Source organism: Salegentibacter sp. (assembly GCF_036568425.1).
In the GTDB taxonomy this organism is placed as follows: Bacteria; Bacteroidota; Bacteroidia; order Flavobacteriales; family Flavobacteriaceae; genus Salegentibacter.
The window spans coordinates 1-18,003 of the sequence record NZ_DATCSO010000083.1; the positions used below are offsets into that span (position 1 = coordinate 1).

Here is an 18,003-nt window from a genome sequence, read left to right on the forward strand (position 1 = left end):
TAGCTTTTTTTGGTATAGCTGACTGCCGTCATATTTGGCTGCGGACTTTCTCTATAATTTTACCACAAATTAGAAAAGGAAATCCATGGCCATTAATATAGTAATCTTAACCGATTATTCTGCACATGCTTATAATGCAGCCAAATATGCCCTGAATTTGCCCGGTGTCCCTTCAAATTTTTACATTCTACACGCCGGAGATTCAAATAAAGAGGGCCTTGATGTTTGCATCGAAAAGCTTCGTAAAGAAGCTACAGCTGACGGCCATAAATTTCATGCAATCCTGAAAAACGATAATTTGATTGATGCCACGCGAAAAGTTGTGGCCGAAAAGGATATTGATCTTATAGTTATGGGCGCGTCGGGCAGAAGCTCCGATCAAATCAAAGGTATTGGGACTAACACCTACAATGTGTTGAGAAAGGTGAAATGTCCTGTGCTTACCGTTACCGAAAACCAGGAATTCAAAGCCTGGGAAAACCTGTTCTTCCCAATTGATTATTCAGTAATGCTGCATGGCGATATGCTGGATGTATTTAAAAAGTTACCATTGTTGGCAGCTTCGGTTTTCAATGTGTGGGAGATTAATCGGAATAACCAAAACGGAAATCAACTGGGTGTAATTCGCCAGGAATTAAATACCAGGTTGAGCCCCAGAGCTGTAAATTTTAATGCGATCGATCAAAATTCCCAACTTGGCGGACAATTCTGGAAAGATGCTAAATCTTCTGCAAATCTTGTCGTGCTTATGGCGCGGAACCTGAAAATTTCAGACGAGTTGTTACTGCATCCTCCGGTAGATGGGGCTCAGGCCTCAAGGCCGCCAATATTAATCCTTCATGGATAAAAAAGTTTCATTCATTTTAGAATAAAACGAAATTAGCCCCAAAAGACCTGTTCCTTCTAGAACAGGTTTTTTATTTGCTCTAACTAGATTGATTTAATTTCTGGCCTGGAAGATTTTAAGGTATAAATGGGTAGACATTTTTCGGGCGTTATTTTTAGCACGATTGGCCAGTTCTCCTTCAAAAAGTTCGTCTATGGTTTCAAACCATAAGTTAAGCCAAACTCCAAAATGTTCAGGTGAGATCCTGTTGTTGTTTTCCCGGTCAACTTTTACATGTGTTTTCTGAGGATTTCCACGGTATAAGCCTTTAAAGAATAGGTTGCTTTCCCAAAAATCTGTAAGCTTCTCCAGGTGTTCTTCCCAATCTGTGATGGTTTCATTAAAAAAATATCCGATTTCAGGATTCTTCCGTACTTTAGAATAGAATTGGGAAATAAGAGTAAAGACATCTTCCCGATTTTGAATATCATCCCTCATTGCTTAAATAATGTTTATTAGTAGAAAAATACTGGAGACTGCTAAGCTAAGCATTAATGAATTAAGGATGATTTTCGGTTTAAATTGTGCCAGAATTATGGCATTAAAACCCATGCAAACGCTCACCACTACGAAGAATTTTAACATATCCAGAAATTCATGTCCCTGCATTAAGATAAGCATGGCAGCTACAGAGCCTAGGCAACTGGAAGCTATTATGCCTATTGCGGAATAGCCCATTGGCATTTCTTCGAAATCTGCAAGCAGGTTGTTGTAAAGCTTCATTTCAATGAATTTCAGTTTAGTGGGTAAATTTACCCTGCTTGCTTCCAGGTGCTTATGATTGAGATCATAAGCAAAAAATAGAAAGCCCGGAAAGTGAAGCTTCCCGGGCTTTTAGACTAAAAATCACAAATTTTTTATTTTTTGAACCTTAAAAAGGTTTCCTCCTCCAGGGATTCCCTGTGATCGGGATGTGCTATGGAGATTAAAGCTTTTGCGCGTTGTTTCAGGTTTTTTCCATAAAGATCTACTACGCCATATTCGGTGGCGATGTAATGTACGTGAGCCCGGGTAGTGGTAACACCGGCTCCTTCTTTAAGATATGGTACAATTTTGGAAATTCCTTTGGCGGTTACTGAAGGCATGGCGATAATGGGTTTTCCTCCTTCTGAAAGGGAGGCCCCACGAATAAAATCCATTTGCCCGCCAACCCCGGAATATTGATATTTTCCTATGGTATCTGCGCAAACCTGCCCGGAAAGATCTATCTCCAGAGCACTATTTATAGCTGTAACCTTTGGGTTTTGCCGTATTATGGCAGTGTCATTGGTGTACCCGGCTTCCTTAAAATGCACTATTGGGTTATCGTCAATAAAATCATATAGTTTTTGAGATCCCAGGGCAAAGCAGGTTACTATTTTTCCTGTTTTTATCTCTTTCATTTCACCGGTAATAACCCCCGATTCTACCAGTGGCAGAACCCCTTCTGAAAGCATTTCAGTGTGTATTCCCAGGCGCTTATGATTTTTAAGATTGTTCAATACTACATTTGGAATTCCGCCGATTCCCATTTGCAGGGTGGCTCCATCTTCAATTAGGCCTGCAACATGGCGTCCAATTTGAGTTTCAATTTCGGTGGGCGCTGGAATTTTCAACGCAAATATTGGATGATCTACCTCGCAGGCAGCATCGATATTGCTAATGTGAATATTTCCGTCGCCGTGACTTCTTGGTACCTGTGGATTGATTTGGGCAATTACTTTCTTTGCGGTTTGTATTGCAGGAAGAGTTATGTCTACAGAAACTCCAAGAGAACAATATCCGTGTCTATCTGGTGGAGAAACCTGGATAAAAGCTACGTCCAGCGGTAAAATATTCCTCCTGAATAGCAGATGCATTTCACTTAAGAAAATAGGGATGTAGGCGCCAATGGAAGAATTAACCGCTTCTCGCACATTTCCGGCTACGAAACAACTGTTGGTGACAAAAGAATCACTGAAAGGTTTTTGGGTGTATTTAGCATTGCCTTCGGTATGAATCTGTAAGATCTCAACCTCACTTATTTCTTTATGTCTTTCACTTAAAGCGTCTATTAAAGTGTTAGGAGTCATTGCAGCTCCCTGAAAGAATACGCGGTCGCCCGATTTTACTACAGAAACAGCTTCTGCCGGGGAGACGATTTTGAGGTTATTCATACTGTTATGCTTTTATATTGAGTTTAAAATTAATGCTTATTTCTTCTTCGATCACGATTAAACCAAACATTTTGCTAGGTGCTTCCAGGTCGAAATCCTTGATATTTAAGGCCAGATTTCCTTCAAAACAAAGTTGATTATCCCCGGTTATTTTTACCGGAAAACGGTAATTTTTATTCTTCCCGGCAATTTCAAAATTTAAAGTGACATGGGCATTCTCCTGATCGTTCATTTCTATTTCTTTGATCCTTAAGAGAATTTCCGGGTGCTTCTCGGTCTTTAGCAGTTCCCTGAAATCTTTATTTATTCTTCTGTTTCCACAGTCAAAATTAGTGTTTTCTAAAGGAAGAATACTGTTTCTGAAGTCAAGAATATCTCCTTTAGAAGAGTAATGAACCGTGATGTTCTGTTTATCAAAACATAGGGTGTTGAAATCACATTCAAACTGACTAATATTGGTATTCCCGGAAATACTTAAACTGCTTTCTGGCAGGATTTCTATTTCACGGGTTTCCACATTAGCTTGTGCGAAACCTGCCACACTTAATGTTAGTAGACTTAAAAAAAGTAGGTAGGTTTTCATTTGTTTTCTTTTTGAGCGATTAAAAAAAAATAATTCTATTTAAATACTGCGAAATCCTTGCCAAAATGATATAAAAAACCCCGGGATATCCTGTTTTTAGAATAAACCGGGGGTTTTAGGCTAATCTCAATTTAGAAACTGATAACTGCTTCAAGGTTGAATCCGTTGAATTGTGCATCATCGTAAACTGTTCCGGCAGGATAGTCGTTATACTGCTGGTTTACGTATTCAACTTTTGCCATAACGTTTTTGGTTAGGAACCATCCACCACCTACGTTGAAACGGTTAACAGAAACATCATCATTGCTTGCAGTATTGTAGCGAGTACCTACGTAGAAGTCTTCATCCTGACCAAAGCGGTAGATAAGCTCACCTGCAAATTGATTCCAATCATCATTTTCAGTTGATGCATTTTCATAGATTCCAAAGAACTCAAGCCCACCGAACTTCACGAAAGGGTTGATCATGAAAGAAGTAAGTTCTTCTCCTTGGGCAGGGTTAATTCTTCCACCTCTATAATTACCCTCTATTACATTGTAGTATCTTGATCCTGCACGGTCACCGCTGTAAAGGTATTGTGTAGCTCCCCTTGAACCTATAGGTCTGAATCCTGAGTGAAATACAGATCCTGTTAATCTAAATCTGAAATCTTCACTTATTTGCTTGTCATAACCAAATTTGGCAAGGTAAGAAGGATCTCTATCGCTTTTTATGGAGCTTTGGTTAATTGTACTGTTAGTAAAACCTGCCATTGCTAACCAAGGTCCGTTCATATAGTAAACTTCTGCACCAACTTCAGTAGTAAAGCTATCCATAAGGTAGTTACCAACGAATGGGTTGTAAAGAGCCATCGCGTTGTCAGATCTTCTGAAGTGAGCGTCACCATAGTTGTTCTCCATGTGCCCGATCTTAATTCTCCAGTTGTCCATCACACCGGCCAGGTCTTCGCTGATCCACTCAAGACCGTCGATTTGAATATATCCACCTTTTACCCATGCTTCTGCGTGGTGTTGAGAAGAAAGATAAGTTCTCAAGTGCATTCTCATACCCGGAGCTAAAAGAACATCAAGATCAAGGTTGGCGGTAGCAAGGTTGAAATTAGTTCCAAGTTCAGTAAGATCGTCCTCCTCCCCTGAAGAATTTTCCTGACGTAGTCCTTGTAATTGTATTGTGGAAGCTCCACCAACTCTTACCTGTACCCCGTCAAAATAAGTCTCAGTGTCTTTAGGGGCTTCAAAATCGTTGATACCGCGTTGGTCTGGGTCTCTGAAGTTAGGAAGATCTCTGTCCCATATACTTTTGTTTTGTTCTTCTACCTCTACTTCTTGAGCCTGAGCCTGAAAGCCCATCGCCATTAAAAGCGCGATTCCTGAATACTTAATTAAGTTTTTCATTGTTTAAATTGTTTAATTGGATTGATTATTTAGAAAAATTTGTAGTGAATTTAATAGTTACTTCCTCCCCGGTGGTAATAGTTCCGAACATAGCAGTAGGAGGATCTACTTTGTAGTCGGTCATATTTAGAGTTTTTTCTCCTGTAATCTTAACGCTGCTCCCATTAATAACTTTCATTGTGAAATCTAGTGGGATTTGCTTAGAGGTCCCAGCGATCTTTAATGTTCCAATCCCTTTTACTTTATAAAGATTGTTTCCGGTGTCCTGGAAGTCTTTTACCTCTTCCAGCTTAAACTCTATGTTTTTATGCTTTTTAGTGTTTAAAGCTTTATAGGTATTTTTATCCATACCACCTTTTCCGCTTTTTAAACCTTCAGCCGGGATGGTTACTTCTAAACTTTGAAGACCTATAATTTTTCCTTCTTCAGATTCTAAAACAGCACTCCCTGATTTTTCTTCAGCATTTAATTCCCAGTCGTGAATGTTAGACGTTCCTTCAACTTTAATATCGGAAGAGGATTGTAGTTTAACATTTTGACTTTGGACCGCACCTGCTACAAATAAAAATAGTACCAGTGCGATTGATAATGAACTTCTCATGACATTAGGTTTTTAAGTTTGATACAAAGTTGCGGTAGAAATCCTACCGAATTTATGACGGCAGTCAGATTTTATTCGATTTGAATGCCAATTTTGGCGAAAATAGGAATTTTTTGAGGGCATACAAAACCACTAAAGGGCAGAAATCTTGATAAGATTGCGGTCTAAAACATTAATATTCAGTAATTTACAGCGATTTTTTTAATCAAAAAGTGTGTAACAAAGGTATCATTACATTTAAATTATAATTTGTATACCTGGAAATGAGGGATTCAGAGCCTCTTTCTTAATAATAAAGTTTATCTGTCTTTAAATTCAGGAAGCGGGAAGTGGCAAAAAAAGTGCTTAACCAGATAATAAGAATCCCGGTTAAGAAAACCCCGATTAATAATGCGGCAAGTATTTTAATACCTCTGTCAAATCGAGCTCAGGGAAACTGTTATCAAGATAGTAGAGAAAGGCGGCCATTCCTATTAAGGCCAGAAAAGCTTCAATAATCCCTAATTTTACGCTTTGCCTTATAAAAGGACGTCTTATAAAACCTTTGGTAGCACCCACTATTTGCATGGTTTTTATGATAAGTCGCTTATAAAGCGAGAGTCTATTGGAGCTGAATTTTAATAATAAAGCTCGTCTGTCTTTAAATTCAGGAAGCGGGAGGTAGCAAAGAAAGTGCTAAGCCAGGTAATAAGAATCCCGGTCAAGAAAACCCCGATAAATAATGCAGCAAGTATTTTAATATCTCCTGTCAAATCGAGCTCAGGGAAACTGTTATCAAGATAGTAGAGAAAGGCGGCCATTCCTATTAAGGCCAGAATAGCTCCAATAATCCCTAACTTTACGCTTTGCCATATAAAAGGACGTCTTATAAAACCTTTGGTAGCACCCACCATTTGCATGGTTTTTATGATAAATCTTTTGGAATAAACCGAGAGTCTAATAGAACTGTTAATAAGCAATACGGCTATAAAAGTGAAAATCCCGCTGGCGACAAGTATCCAGAAACTAATTTTCTTTACGTTATCGTTTAATAAAGAGATAAGTGGTTTGTCATAGGTTACTTCGTCTACAAAGCTTTTTTCAGTGAGTTCTGCAGCTATCTCATCTACTTGTTCTGCGGAAACATAATCGGCGTTCATATATACATCTATAGAATTCTGCAAGGGATTATAACCCAGAAATTCCATAAAATCTTCACCAATTTCCTTGCTGTGGGCCTCAGCGGCTTCTTCTTTGGAAACAAATGTGGTTGATTTGGTGTAATCTGCCATGGCAAGGCTCTTTTTGAGCTCCTCCATTTCGACCTCCTTAGCCGAATCTTTGAAATAAACAGTAAGCGCGATCTGTTCTTTAAAGTGATCGGCAACTTTTTTGGTGTTCAGGACCAGTAAACCTAAAATTCCTAATAAAAAAAGTACCAAAGCGATACTTATAACAACTGAAAAATAAGAAGAAATCAACCTGCGTTTCTGGTACTTTTCAAAAGATGTGCTCATAAGACGACCTGGGTATTTTTTGTAAAAATAAAAAAGTTAAGCGTTCAATTTCTTTAAAACGTTTAAAGTTTGGAAAAATTAGCTGGGAATAAAATTATTCACCCGGAAACCAGGAAACTTTAGGTCGATTCATCTGTTAATTTTACTTTTATAAAGAAAAGACTCTAATATGAAAATTTTAATCTTCGGAATTGGGGGAGTGGGAGGCTACTTTGGGGGGAAACTCGCCAATGCCGGTTTTGATGTCACCATGATCGCCCGTGGGAAACACCTGGAAGCAATTAAGGAAAACGGACTCGAGGTTGAAAGTATCAATGGTAACTTTACGGTGCGCCCCAAACTCGCTACCGATAAATTAGCTGAAGTTTCAATTCCAGATTTGGTGCTTCTGGGGGTTAAATCCTGGCAAATCCAGGAGGTAGCAAATAAGTTAAAGCCCATAATTTCTGCTGAAACGATGGTTTTACCTCTACAAAATGGAGCCAATAATGTAGAAAAACTGCTGGAGATTCTTCCTGCGAAAAATGTACTGGCTGGACTTTGTCATATTGTTAGTTTTGTAGAAAAGCCTGGAAAAATAAAGCATGCTTCTTTTGATCCACGTATCACTTTTGGAGAAATTGACAATTCAAATTCAGACAGAATTCAGCAATTAAAATCGGTGTTTGACAAAGCTGAAATCACCAATTTTAATCCTGAAAATATCCAGCTGGAAATATGGAAAAAGTTTTTATTTATCACCACTATCAGTGGTCTCGGCGGATTAACACGTGTTTCTATAGATAAAATAAGGGAAAGCGAATATTTATATGAACTTATACAAAAAACTGCGCAGGAAATAAAAGCCGTAGCTAATGCGAAGGGAATTTTATTAGCGGAGGAACATTTGGAAAAAGCCTTTGAAATTATCAAAAATCAACCTGCAGGAACTACCGCATCTACGCAACGCGATATAATGGCCGGACGTCCTTCAGAACTGGAAAATTTCAACGGATATGTCGTAAAAGAAGCCAAAAAGTTAAATATTTCAACACCCGTAAATAAAATGATCTACGAGTGTTTGCTGCCTATGGAAAAGGAGGCGAGAAATAATTAATTATTCCCGTTTTCTCCGCTAAGTTCTATCATTGAAAAGTTTTCATCTATAATCATCGTGAGACAACCGTTGATATGTAAGTGCTCTAAAGACTTAGTTTCGTTATCTAATTGAATGGTTTTAATTTCAAACGGTAAGCCGTGAATTTGGAGTTTGAATTTTTTACTATCTCCGTCATACGACCCTTCTTTATGCTGCTGGATAATTAATTGGTTTTCTCTGCCGGTAAGTTTAAAACTTCTCAGACAAAAACGTCCTTTGGTATAATCGTAACCATCCTGGGCGTCTTCAAAAAACTGTGAATCCTCTTTCCCCTCTTTATAATAAATATCCAGAATAACTTCCTCTATCTTCTTTTCTCCTACAAATTGCTGCACCGGGTATTTTGGGATAATAGCACCTTCTTTAATAAAAACCGGCATGCTATCAATTTCGGCATCTACCCACATTTCTTTCCCGCCGGTCACCAATTCATCGGTCCAGTAATTATACCACTTTCCGTGAGGCACATACATACGCCTTCCTCTGGCATTAGGCTCTAAAACCGGGCAGGCGAGAATACTATCGCCAAAAATAAATTCGTCTATTCTGTAATGCGTGCTTACATCTTCCTGGTCAAACATTACCAGGGATTTGATTAGTGGCACGCCTCTTTCGGTATAATCCCAGAATGCTGTGTATAGGTATGGTAATAGCTGGTAGCGTAATTCAATGAATTTACGCACGATATCTGTAATATCTTCATCAAAAGTCCAGGGTTCCTGATCGCCATGATCCCCGGAAGAATGCACCCTAAAGAAAGGATGAAAAGTGGCTAACTGGATCCACCTTGCATAGAGTTCGCCGTGGGGTTGTTCTGCAAATCCACCAATATCACTACCGGCGAAAGAAAAGCCAGACATTGCCAGGCGCTGCACCTGCACGTTAGCAATCCAAAGATGCTCCCAATTTGCAACATTGTCTCCGGTCCAGGTAGAGGTGTAACGCTGGGTTCCTGAATATGCTGCTCTGGTAATTACAAAAGGCCTCTTTGGATGGGAGAATTTTTTTACACCATGGTAGGTTGCCCTTGCCATTTGCATCCCATAAATATTGTGAGCCTTTCTATGACTGCAAGGATTCCCGTCATAATCATGTCTTACATCGTGAGGGAAAGTCTTATTCGGAACTTCCATCACTGCGGGTTCGTTCATATCATTCCAGATACCTTTCACCCCAATATCTTCAATTAATTCTTTGAATAAACCAGACCACCATTCTCTTACTTGGGGATTAGTGAAATCGGGGAAATAACATTCGCCGGGCCAAACTTTTCCCTTTATATAGGGGCCATCTGCACGTTTACAGAAATAATCCTTTTCCAGACCTTCTTTATAGACCCAGTAATTTTTATCAATTTTGATCCCCGGATCAATAATAGCAACGGTCTTAAAGCCATCATCTTCAAGTTCCTTTACCATTCGTTTTGGATCTGGGAAATATTCTTTGTTCCAGGTGAAACATCTGAAACCTTCCATATAATCAATATCCAAATAAATTGCATCACAAGGAATTTGCAATTCCCTAAACTTAGAAGTTATTGCTTTAACCTTACTTTCAGGATAATAACTCCATTTACACTGGTGAAATCCTAAAGCCCAAAGTGGTGGTAGATCTGGTTTTCCGGTAAGATCGGTGTAGTATTCCACGACATCGGTCATTTTAGGGCCGTAGATAAAATAATAGTTCATCTCGCCACCCTGTGCCCAAAAACTGGTTACAAAACGCCGTTCCTGAGCAAAATCGAAATACGATCTAAAGGTGTTGTCGAAGAAAATTCCATAAGCCTTTTTGTTATGAAGACCGGTGTAGAAAGGAATGGTTTTATAAATAGGATCGGTGTCTTTTCCGTAGGCGTAAGAATCGGTTACCCAGTTTTCAAAGCGTTTGCCTTTAAGGTTTAAATGTCCCGGCTTATCGCCCAGGCCAAAATAGCTCTCCCCATCGTGTGAAACCTTGCTCATTTTTACGATGTCGCCACCAAACTCATAACTGTCTTCCCAATGAAAACCAAGTTCATCCTCGTTGATCAATGTTCCGTCTTCACGATCATAAATCTTTATTTTTAAACCCTTTTTGGAGACTTCACAGATAATCTTAGTAGTGGTGATCCTGTAGCAATCTGCTCTTTCTTCAATATCGAGTTTGTTGTAACCAATGCTCGCGTGCTTAGTGATCGCATATGAAAAATCTTTGGCAAACCTACCGGTAGTAGAATATCTAAAACGCAGCAGGCCATCGCGGAGTATCGTAATTTGCAATGCCACATCGTTTTCTGTAGCAAAATAAAGCCTGTCAACATCTTTTCTAAATGAAATTATCCTGGAAGGAAATGCATTTCCTTTTTGTTCTAATTCGGTATTTGTGATCATAATTTATAAAATTACTGGGCGGTAAAAGAACTGAATAGTTCTCATATATAAGTTGTGGTTCACAAAATATTTATAAGCATTTATTAACTATAACCATATTAGACTTTCAAGCCTATTTATAACCGCTATCATTCTATTGGTTTTTACAGGTTTGAATACTTGAAAGCCAGCATCGCCAAAGGCGGAATATCTATTATTGCTGAATATTTCCTGGAATGCCAGGTCTTTGCAATGGTAGTTTTAGCAGTGTTCCTATAATCTCCTGTTCCGGAAAATTTCTTGTTGTCGCTGTTAAAAACCTCTTTGATTTCTCCCGATTCTGGTAGTCCAATTCGGTAATTTTCTCTAGGAATAGGGGTTAGGTTACATACAATGATTAAATTATCCTTTGGCTGATTTCCTTTTCTGATAAATGTTATTACCGAATTCTCGGCATCGCTGTAATCGATCCATTCAAAACCTTCGGGCACAAATTGTTTTTCATACAATGCCGGTTCTGATTTGTAGAACTTATTTAAAGCCTTTATCAATTCCTGAACTCCTTTATGGGATTCATATTCCAATAGATGCCAGTCCAAACTTTTTTCAAAATCCCACTCTTCCCTTTGTCCAAATTCACAACCCTGAAAAAGCAATTTGGTCCCGGGGTGCATAAACATATAAGCATATAGTAAACGAAGATTGGCAAAGCGTTGCCACTCGTCTCCGGGCATTCTACCTAAAATAGAATGTTTACCGTATACCACTTCATCATGGGATAGCGGCAGCATAAAATTTTCGGTAAAAGCATAGGTAAGTGAAAAAGTGATGTTATTTTGATGATGTTTTCGGTAAATAGGCTCTTTGGCGAAATACTGAAGCGTATCGTGCATCCAGCCCATCATCCATTTCATCCCAAAACCTAGTCCGCCTAAAAACACGGGTTTTGAAACTCCGCTGTAAGCCGTAGATTCCTCTGCAATGGTTTGTACATCGGGAAAAGAAGCGTATACCTCTTTGTTGAGTTCTTCCAAAAATGAAATCGCCTCCAGGTTTTTATTTCCCCCGAACTCGTTTGGTTCCCATTCGCCTGCTTCCCGGGAATAATCCAGGTAGAGAATAGAAGCTACGGCATCCACCCGTATTCCGTCAATATGAAACTGTTCTAACCAATATAAGGCATTGCTGATCAAAAATGCTCTTACCTCGTTTCGGCTGTAATTGAAGATCAAACTTTTCCAATCGGGATGATAACCTCTTTTTGGATCGGGATGTTCATAGAGATGGGTTCCATCAAAATAACCAAGCCCATGAGGGTCTTCCGGGAAATGTGAGGGTACCCAGTCTAAGATGATTCCAATATCATTTTCGTGAAGTTTGTCTACCAGAAATTTAAAATCATCAGGATAACCAAATCGCGAGCTTGGTGCGAAATATCCGGTAATTTGATAGCCCCAACTCGGGTCGTAGGGATATTCCATAATAGGCATAAGCTCAACGTGAGTAAAGCCCATTTCTTTCACATAGGAAACCAGGTCTGTAGCTAATTCCCGGTAAGATAGCGACCTGTTTTCTTCGGTTTTCTTCTTCCAGGAAGATAAATGCACTTCGTAAACGGAGTAAGGAGCATTTAATGAATTATGTTTCTTCCGATCTTTTAGCCAGGATTTATCTTTCCATTTATAATCATCTTTCCAAACTACTGAAGCCGTATTTGGCGGATGTTCGCTGCGCCGGGCATAAGGATCGGCTTTTTCGGTGATAATCCCGTTATGATGACTGTGAATTTTATACTTATATAAATTCCCTTTCTCAACATTTGGGATAAAACCTTCCCATATCCCGCTGTCGTCCCAACGCACGTTTAGTTGGTGCTCGCCGTCGTTCCAGGAATTAAAATCACCAATTACTGAAACCTGCTTAGCACCCGGAGCCCAAACTGAAAAATAGGTTCCTTTAACCTTGTTTAAAGTGAGTGGATGGGAGCCAAACTTCTCATAAAGCCTAAAATGTTTTCCCGCTTTAAACAGGTTAATATCAAACTCCGAAAATAAACTGTGCGTTATTACTTCTGCCATATTATCCTATTGTTGTTCCGGGCGGGAGAACCGCCTCTTTTTTAAGCACTACAATGCCATCTTTTATTACATACTCATCGGTTTCTGCATCTTCCAGATGGCTGCCGCCATTAATTCTGGTGTTATCCCCTATTCTGCAATTTTTATCGATAATGGCATTTTTGATATTACAATTCTCACCAATCCCGGTCAGGATTTCTATGTTTTTTTGTTCAATTTCCTCTAAAGACTCATAAAAATCTGTTCCCATCATATAACTGTTCTTTATAACTGAGCCCTTCCCAATTCTAGACCTTACCCCAATTACCGAAGATTCAATCCTATCGGCGTGAATAATGCAACCTTCCGCAATTACGGCTTTTTTGAGTTTGGTGTTGGTATATTTTGAAGTGGGAAGAATCCTTGCGTGGGTGTATACCCTGTTTGCCATGTCGTATAGATTGAACTTTGGGATGTCTTCTGTAAGGCCAATATTTGCTTCAAAGAACGATTCTATATTTCCAATATCGGTCCAGTAACCTTCAAACTGGTAACCGCAAACTTTTTTGTTACCTATTGCCTGAGGAATGATTTCTTTCCCAAAGTCTACGGTGTTGGGATCGTCCATGAGTTTAAATAACAGCTCACGATTAAAAACATAAATACCCATAGAGCCCAGGTAATTTCTGCCTTCGGCTTCCATTTCGGGACCGGTAGGCGAGGTCCAGTCTGGTAGAAGTTCAGATTTTGGTTTTTCTATAAATGAAGTAATGTTATTATCCTTATCGGTTTTCATAATTCCAAAGCTGGGTGCCTCCTTCGCATTTACAGGTACGGTACCAATGGTAATATCGGCACCGGTATCGATATGTTGCTGAATCATTTTATTGTAATCCATATGATATAATTGATCCCCGGAAAGGATAAGGAAATAATCGAATTTGTATTTTTTAAAATGGTGCATTCCCTGCCTTACCGCATCTGCAGTTCCCTGATACCAGGTCTTGTTATGTGGAGTCTGTTCTGCGGCTAAAACATCTACAAAAGCCGAACTAAAAAAGCTGAAATGATAAGTGTTTTTAATATGTTGATTCAATGAAGCGGAATTAAATTGCGTTAATACGAACATTCTTTTGAGGTTTGAATTAATACAGTTGGAGATTGGGATATCTACCAGTCTGTATTTTCCGGCGATAGGAACTGCCGGTTTAGACCTGCTTTCTGTTAAAGGATGGAGCCTGGTGCCTTGACCGCCCCCGAGAATAACTGATAATACTTTGTCGTTTAACATAATTAGACGCTTTTTAGTGAGTTATACAAATCGATATACTGTTGGGCCGAAACATTCCAGGAATGATCAATGCCCATAATATGTTTTCTGGTTCTTTTAAATTCAGATTGATCCTTGAAAAATTTTACAGCCCTGCTTATGGTGTGGGTGATTTCCTTTACTGAAGCATCCTCATGGCAAAAGCCGAATCCTCCATCCTGAACATCTATTACGGTGTCCTTTAATCCGCCTATACTTCTAACCACGGGAATGGTTCCGTAGCGCAGGGAATACAATTGGTTAAGACCGCAGGGTTCTACACGGGATGGCATTAAAAGAAAGTCGGCACCTGCGTAAATGAGGTGCGAAAGTTTTTCATCGTAACCAATAAAGGTATTGTAGTTGCTTTTATGTTTCTTCTTTAAAGCCTCTAATTTCCCTTCAACTTCCTTATTGCCTGAACCTAAGATCAGGATGCTGCAATCTTTATTAGCGAGGGCCAGGTCCAAAGCTTCCGGCAGAAGATCGGCTCCTTTTTCGTAAACCAATCTTCCTATGAATGCGAAAAGGGGTTTGGTGGTTTTAAAACCGAATTCTTTGCAGAGCCATTTTTTGTTAGCCGTTTTTCCAGTTTGAATATTCTTTGCTGAATAATTTTTTATGATGAATTCATCGGTTTCCGGATCCCATACTGCTGAATCTATTCCATTTAGAATTCCAGTGCATTTTTGTTTTTCATGGCTTAGTAAAGTTTCCAGACCGTTTGCAGCTTGCTGTAATTCCTGCATATAACTCGGGGAAACAGTGGTAACACTCCAGGCACATTTAATTCCGGCAGCTAAGGGATTTATCACGCCATCCCAATCGAGCAAACCAATATGGTTAATGTCAAAAGCCGGGAGATAATGCACTTTATCATGCGAAAACCATCCCTGGTATTGCGCGTTATGGATAGTCAGGACAACCGGAATATGGTTAAGTGATTTATACTTAAAACACTCCTGCGCCATAAACGGGATTAAGCCGGTGTGGTGATCGTGACAATGAATTATAGATGGTTTTCCTTCTAAAGTGAGTAACCAATCCATGGTGGCGATCTGAAATGCCGTAAAGCGAGCAGTATCATCTTCAGAATACACAAAATCTTTAAATAGAAGCTCCGGGATATCTACAAAGAAGACTTCTTTATCTAAGACCTCTTTTTTTAATTTGAGGATTTTATAAGGATAAGTGTCTTCTCCTAAAACCAATTCAGCTTCGTAAACACTTTTAAATTTGTGAGCAGCCGTGAATTTGTTGTCATATAAGGGCATCACCACTCTGGCGCTGGCTCCCACCTTTTGTTGATATTTTGGCAAAGAGCCTACAACATCGCCCAGGCCTCCAACCTTTGCGATTGGGTAACATTCAGCACTTACGTGAATCACGTTCATATTAAAATCTTTGAAAGATTATCGAGTTAGTCAGGTTTTTTTTGATGACTAAAAGGTTGTTGTTTTGTAAAAATTCAAAATAATAAACCTTGTTATCAGCATTTCCCTATAAATCTACTGAATTAATAGGATAAGCTACATTAAGGAAGTCTTAAATCTCTTTTGATTTCTATAGATATAGAAACTGAATTAGAAAGAATAAGCCTGCCTCTACAAATCTTTAAATAACTTATTGGGATGTTGCCGGGTATAGAACAATGTGACTCTCTTAATTTCAGAGGAGTTAAACCGGTAAAATATGATAATTTGTTTTGTGATAACAGCACGGTGTAACCCAGGTTTCCCAGTGGATCCAGGAAATATTTCCGGATAGTTTTTTATGATCTCAGGATTATGGTCTAATTTTTTAATAATTTCCTTTTTTATTTTTTCAGACCAGTTTTCACTTAAATATCTAACAGCTAATTAAGCTTCTTCTCAGCAGTTTTGGTGATAACTACCTTTCGGGACATTATATGTGGTTTTTAATGAATTTTTCATAAGAAGTTGTCTTTTCCCGGGCTATTTCGTTATCAGCCGCTTCGATCTCAGCTTTTTCTTCTGGAGAAAGCTTATCCCAGAAATCTGTTGGTTCTTTTTCGCCCAAAATCTTACGAATGGAATTAATAATTTCAGGATCATTAGTCTCCATTAGTAGTTGAGCAAGGCTTATTTTTTCTTCCTGGATATTCATTTAAGCATTTTTTAGAAGTTAATTAAGATAAAAAATTCGTGCTATTTAATTTGGAAACGAATATTTTAAAAGGAATTATCCGGCAGAAACTTATCTCTTAATCCCTTCTTCCTAAATTCCCATAAGTGGTTTAAAATTGTAAATTTGCAGGCATTAATGTGGAGTCGCTTTGCGTTTAACCTGCAGGTAAGAAAAAATTACAATGAGTTACAACTTTAACGAAATTGAAGCCAAATGGCAAAAATACTGGGCCGAAAATCAAACTTTTCGCGCCAGCAATTCATCAGATAAACCTAAATATTACGTGCTGGATATGTTCCCATACCCTTCGGGCGCCGGACTTCACGTAGGGCATCCTCTTGGGTATATCGCCAGTGATATTTATGCGCGTTATAAACGTCACTCGGGATTTAATGTGTTGCATCCGCAGGGATACGATAGTTTTGGATTGCCTGCCGAACAATATGCGATTCAAACCGGGCAGCATCCGGCGCTTACTACCGCAAAGAATATTAAGAGATACCGGGAGCAACTGGATAAAATTGGTTTTTCATTCGATTGGAGCAGGGAAGTACGCACCAGCGATCCAGAATATTATAAATGGACCCAGTGGATCTTTATCCAACTTTTTGAGAGCTGGTATGATATGGAAGCTGAAAAGTCCAGGGCAATTTCTGAATTAGAGGAAATTTTTGCCTCGGAAGGAAATTCCCGGATAACAGCCGCTTGTGATGATGATATTGAAGATTTTTCAGCAGAGGACTGGAATAATTTTTCTTCTGAAGAAAAACAAAGAGTATTACTTAAATACAGACTCACTTATCTCGCTGAAACCGAAGTAAACTGGTGCCCGCAACTGGGAACCGTTTTAGCTAACGACGAGATTGTGAACGGCGTTTCTGAACGCGGTGGCTATCCCGTAGTTCGCAAAAAAATGACCCAATGGAGTATGCGGATTTCTGCATTTTCAGAGCGTTTGTTGCAAGGTCTGGATCAACTGGACTGGACCGAGAGTTTAAAGGAAAGTCAGCGTAACTGGATTGGGAAATCGGTTGGGGCAATGGTGCATTTCAATTTATATGGTGAGACCCTTAAACAAGTTAAGGATGACGGTAGCCTCTCTGAACATCAAAAAAGAATCTCTGTTTTTACGACCCGACCTGATACTATCTTCGGTGTAAGTTTTATGACTCTGGCACCAGAGCACGATTTGGTTAAAAAGATTACTACGCCGCAACAAAAAGAAGAAGTTGAAGCTTATGTCGCTGCCAGTGCAAAACGAAGCGAGCGGGAGCGTATGGCAGATGTGAAAAGCATAACCGGGGTTTTTACCGGGGCTTATGCCGAACATCCTTTCACTAAAGAACCTATCCCAATCTGGATTGGCGATTACGTGCTTGCCGGTTACGGTACCGGAGCTGTGATGGCAGTGCCTTGTGGCGACCAGCGGGATTACGATTTCGCCAGGCATTTTGAAATTCCTATTCCTAATATTTTTAAAAACGTAGATATTTCCCAGGAAGCCTTTTCAGGAAAAGAAGGAACGGTGATCGCAAATTCAGATTTCCTTAGCGGACTAGAATATAAGGAGGCGCTTCAAAAAGTGATTTTAGAATTGGAAAAAACCGGCCACGGGTATGGAAAAACCAATTATAGATTACGCGATGCGGTATTTAGCCGTCAGCGTTACTGGGGAGAACCCTTCCCGGTTTATTATGTGAACGGAATGCCGCAAATGATAGATGCTGCACACTTGCCATTGCGTCTTCCGGAAGTTGAAAAATACCTGCCTACCGAAACCGGGGAACCGCCATTAGGAAATGCGACTACCTGGGCCTGGGATACCAAATCCAATGAGGTAGTGAGTAACGAGAAAATTGACGATGAAACGGTATTTCCACTAGAACTGAATACCATGCCCGGTTGGGC

General features: G+C 39.4%; 15 protein-coding genes and 1 pseudogene. 3 read left to right on the forward strand and 13 right to left on the reverse strand.

The features are described from left to right. Positions 1–85: 85 nt before the first annotated feature. The gene (locus VIM94_RS08370) at positions 86–847 is read left to right on the forward strand and encodes a universal stress protein (RefSeq protein WP_332038844.1); all 762 of its coding nucleotides are present in this window, start codon (positions 86–88) and stop codon (positions 845–847) included. A 93-nt stretch (positions 848–940) separates the two neighbouring features. Here VIM94_RS08370 and VIM94_RS08375 read toward each other — a convergent pair whose 3' ends face one another. The 8 genes and pseudogenes from VIM94_RS08375 to VIM94_RS08410 form a co-directional block, all read right to left on the reverse strand. Continuing rightward, positions 941–1,324 carry a group III truncated hemoglobin gene (locus VIM94_RS08375; RefSeq protein ID WP_332038845.1) on the reverse strand — a complete coding sequence of 128 codons (384 nt, stop codon included), beginning with the start codon at positions 1,322–1,324 and terminating at the stop codon, positions 941–943. A 3-nt stretch (positions 1,325–1,327) separates the two neighbouring features. Continuing rightward, a complete protein-coding gene (locus VIM94_RS08380; RefSeq protein ID WP_332038846.1) occupies positions 1,328–1,609 on the reverse strand; it encodes a hypothetical protein in 282 nt (93 codons plus the stop codon). A gap of 134 nt (positions 1,610–1,743) precedes the next feature. Beyond that, the gene (locus tag VIM94_RS08385) at positions 1,744–3,021 is read right to left on the reverse strand and encodes an acetyl-CoA hydrolase/transferase family protein (protein ID WP_332038847.1); all 1,278 of its coding nucleotides are present in this window, start codon (positions 3,019–3,021) and stop codon (positions 1,744–1,746) included. Positions 3,022–3,025: 4 nt separating this feature from the next. Beyond that, positions 3,026–3,604 carry a YceI family protein gene (locus VIM94_RS08390; RefSeq protein WP_332038848.1) on the reverse strand — a complete coding sequence of 193 codons (579 nt, stop codon included), beginning with the start codon at positions 3,602–3,604 and terminating at the stop codon, positions 3,026–3,028. A 131-nt stretch (positions 3,605–3,735) separates the two neighbouring features. After that, complete coding sequence (locus VIM94_RS08395) at positions 3,736–4,998, reverse strand: hypothetical protein (RefSeq protein ID WP_332038849.1); 1,263 nt, start codon at positions 4,996–4,998, stop codon at positions 3,736–3,738. Positions 4,999–5,023: 25 nt separating this feature from the next. Further along, the gene (locus tag VIM94_RS08400) at positions 5,024–5,599 is read right to left on the reverse strand and encodes a YceI family protein (protein ID WP_332038850.1); all 576 of its coding nucleotides are present in this window, start codon (positions 5,597–5,599) and stop codon (positions 5,024–5,026) included. A 286-nt stretch (positions 5,600–5,885) separates the two neighbouring features. Continuing rightward, a pseudogene (locus VIM94_RS13155) lies at positions 5,886–6,175 on the reverse strand (cell division protein FtsX); the annotation flags it as partial. Positions 6,176–6,216: 41 nt separating this feature from the next. Further along, entirely contained in the window at positions 6,217–7,095 is an 879-nt protein-coding gene (locus VIM94_RS08410) for a cell division protein FtsX (protein WP_332038852.1), read from the reverse strand. Positions 7,096–7,264: 169 nt separating this feature from the next. On the opposite strand from VIM94_RS08410, the gene VIM94_RS08415 reads away from it, so the two are divergent. Next, a complete protein-coding gene (locus VIM94_RS08415; protein WP_332038853.1) occupies positions 7,265–8,191 on the forward strand; it encodes a 2-dehydropantoate 2-reductase in 927 nt (308 codons plus the stop codon). Here VIM94_RS08415 and VIM94_RS08420 read toward each other — a convergent pair. From VIM94_RS08420 to VIM94_RS08440, 5 genes are all read right to left on the reverse strand, one after another. Next, positions 8,188–10,602, reverse strand: a complete 2,415-nt coding sequence (locus VIM94_RS08420) for a glycoside hydrolase family 31 protein (RefSeq protein WP_332038854.1) — start codon at positions 10,600–10,602, stop codon at positions 8,188–8,190. The genes VIM94_RS08415 and VIM94_RS08420 overlap by 4 nt on opposite strands. A 143-nt stretch (positions 10,603–10,745) precedes the next feature. Continuing rightward, the gene (gene glgB / locus VIM94_RS08425) at positions 10,746–12,659 is read right to left on the reverse strand and encodes a 1,4-alpha-glucan branching protein GlgB (RefSeq protein WP_332038855.1); all 1,914 of its coding nucleotides are present in this window, start codon (positions 12,657–12,659) and stop codon (positions 10,746–10,748) included. Position 12,660: 1 nt separating this feature from the next. Continuing rightward, positions 12,661–13,929, reverse strand: a complete 1,269-nt coding sequence (locus VIM94_RS08430; RefSeq protein WP_332038856.1) for a glucose-1-phosphate adenylyltransferase — start codon at positions 13,927–13,929, stop codon at positions 12,661–12,663. A gap of 2 nt (positions 13,930–13,931) precedes the next feature. Further along, the gene (locus VIM94_RS08435) at positions 13,932–15,341 is read right to left on the reverse strand and encodes a glycogen synthase (protein ID WP_332038857.1); all 1,410 of its coding nucleotides are present in this window, start codon (positions 15,339–15,341) and stop codon (positions 13,932–13,934) included. Between the two features lie 511 nt (positions 15,342–15,852). Then, complete coding sequence (locus VIM94_RS08440; protein WP_332038858.1) at positions 15,853–16,074, reverse strand: hypothetical protein; 222 nt, start codon at positions 16,072–16,074, stop codon at positions 15,853–15,855. A gap of 202 nt (positions 16,075–16,276) precedes the next feature. On the opposite strand from VIM94_RS08440, the gene VIM94_RS08445 reads away from it, so the two are divergent. Further along, on the forward strand, positions 16,277–18,003 hold a 1,727-nt coding region (locus VIM94_RS08445; RefSeq protein WP_332038859.1), incomplete at its 3' end, for a class I tRNA ligase family protein.

Excerpts from the sequence above, each read along its gene's own strand:
- VIM94_RS08435 (WP_332038857.1), bottom strand. The coding sequence starts at position 15,341 with ATGAACGTGATTCACGTAAGTGCTGAATGTTACCCAATCGCAAAGGTT.
- VIM94_RS08370 (WP_332038844.1), top strand. The coding sequence starts at position 86 with ATGGCCATTAATATAGTAATCTTAACCGATTATTCTGCACATGCTTAT.
- VIM94_RS08395 (WP_332038849.1), bottom strand. The coding sequence starts at position 4,998 with ATGAAAAACTTAATTAAGTATTCAGGAATCGCGCTTTTAATGGCGATG.
- VIM94_RS08415 (WP_332038853.1), top strand. The coding sequence starts at position 7,265 with ATGAAAATTTTAATCTTCGGAATTGGGGGAGTGGGAGGCTACTTTGGG.
- VIM94_RS08390 (WP_332038848.1), bottom strand. The coding sequence starts at position 3,604 with ATGAAAACCTACCTACTTTTTTTAAGTCTACTAACATTAAGTGTGGCA.
- VIM94_RS08375 (WP_332038845.1), bottom strand. The coding sequence starts at position 1,324 with ATGAGGGATGATATTCAAAATCGGGAAGATGTCTTTACTCTTATTTCC.
- VIM94_RS08420 (WP_332038854.1), bottom strand. The coding sequence starts at position 10,602 with ATGATCACAAATACCGAATTAGAACAAAAAGGAAATGCATTTCCTTCC.
- VIM94_RS08380 (WP_332038846.1), bottom strand. The coding sequence starts at position 1,609 with ATGAAGCTTTACAACAACCTGCTTGCAGATTTCGAAGAAATGCCAATG.
- VIM94_RS08400 (WP_332038850.1), bottom strand. The coding sequence starts at position 5,599 with ATGAGAAGTTCATTATCAATCGCACTGGTACTATTTTTATTTGTAGCA.
- VIM94_RS08410 (WP_332038852.1), bottom strand. The coding sequence starts at position 7,095 with ATGAGCACATCTTTTGAAAAGTACCAGAAACGCAGGTTGATTTCTTCT.
- VIM94_RS08385 (WP_332038847.1), bottom strand. The coding sequence starts at position 3,021 with ATGAATAACCTCAAAATCGTCTCCCCGGCAGAAGCTGTTTCTGTAGTA.
- VIM94_RS08430 (WP_332038856.1), bottom strand. The coding sequence starts at position 13,929 with ATGTTAAACGACAAAGTATTATCAGTTATTCTCGGGGGCGGTCAAGGC.
- VIM94_RS08440 (WP_332038858.1), bottom strand. The coding sequence starts at position 16,074 with ATGAATATCCAGGAAGAAAAAATAAGCCTTGCTCAACTACTAATGGAG.
- glgB (WP_332038855.1), bottom strand. The coding sequence starts at position 12,659 with ATGGCAGAAGTAATAACGCACAGTTTATTTTCGGAGTTTGATATTAAC.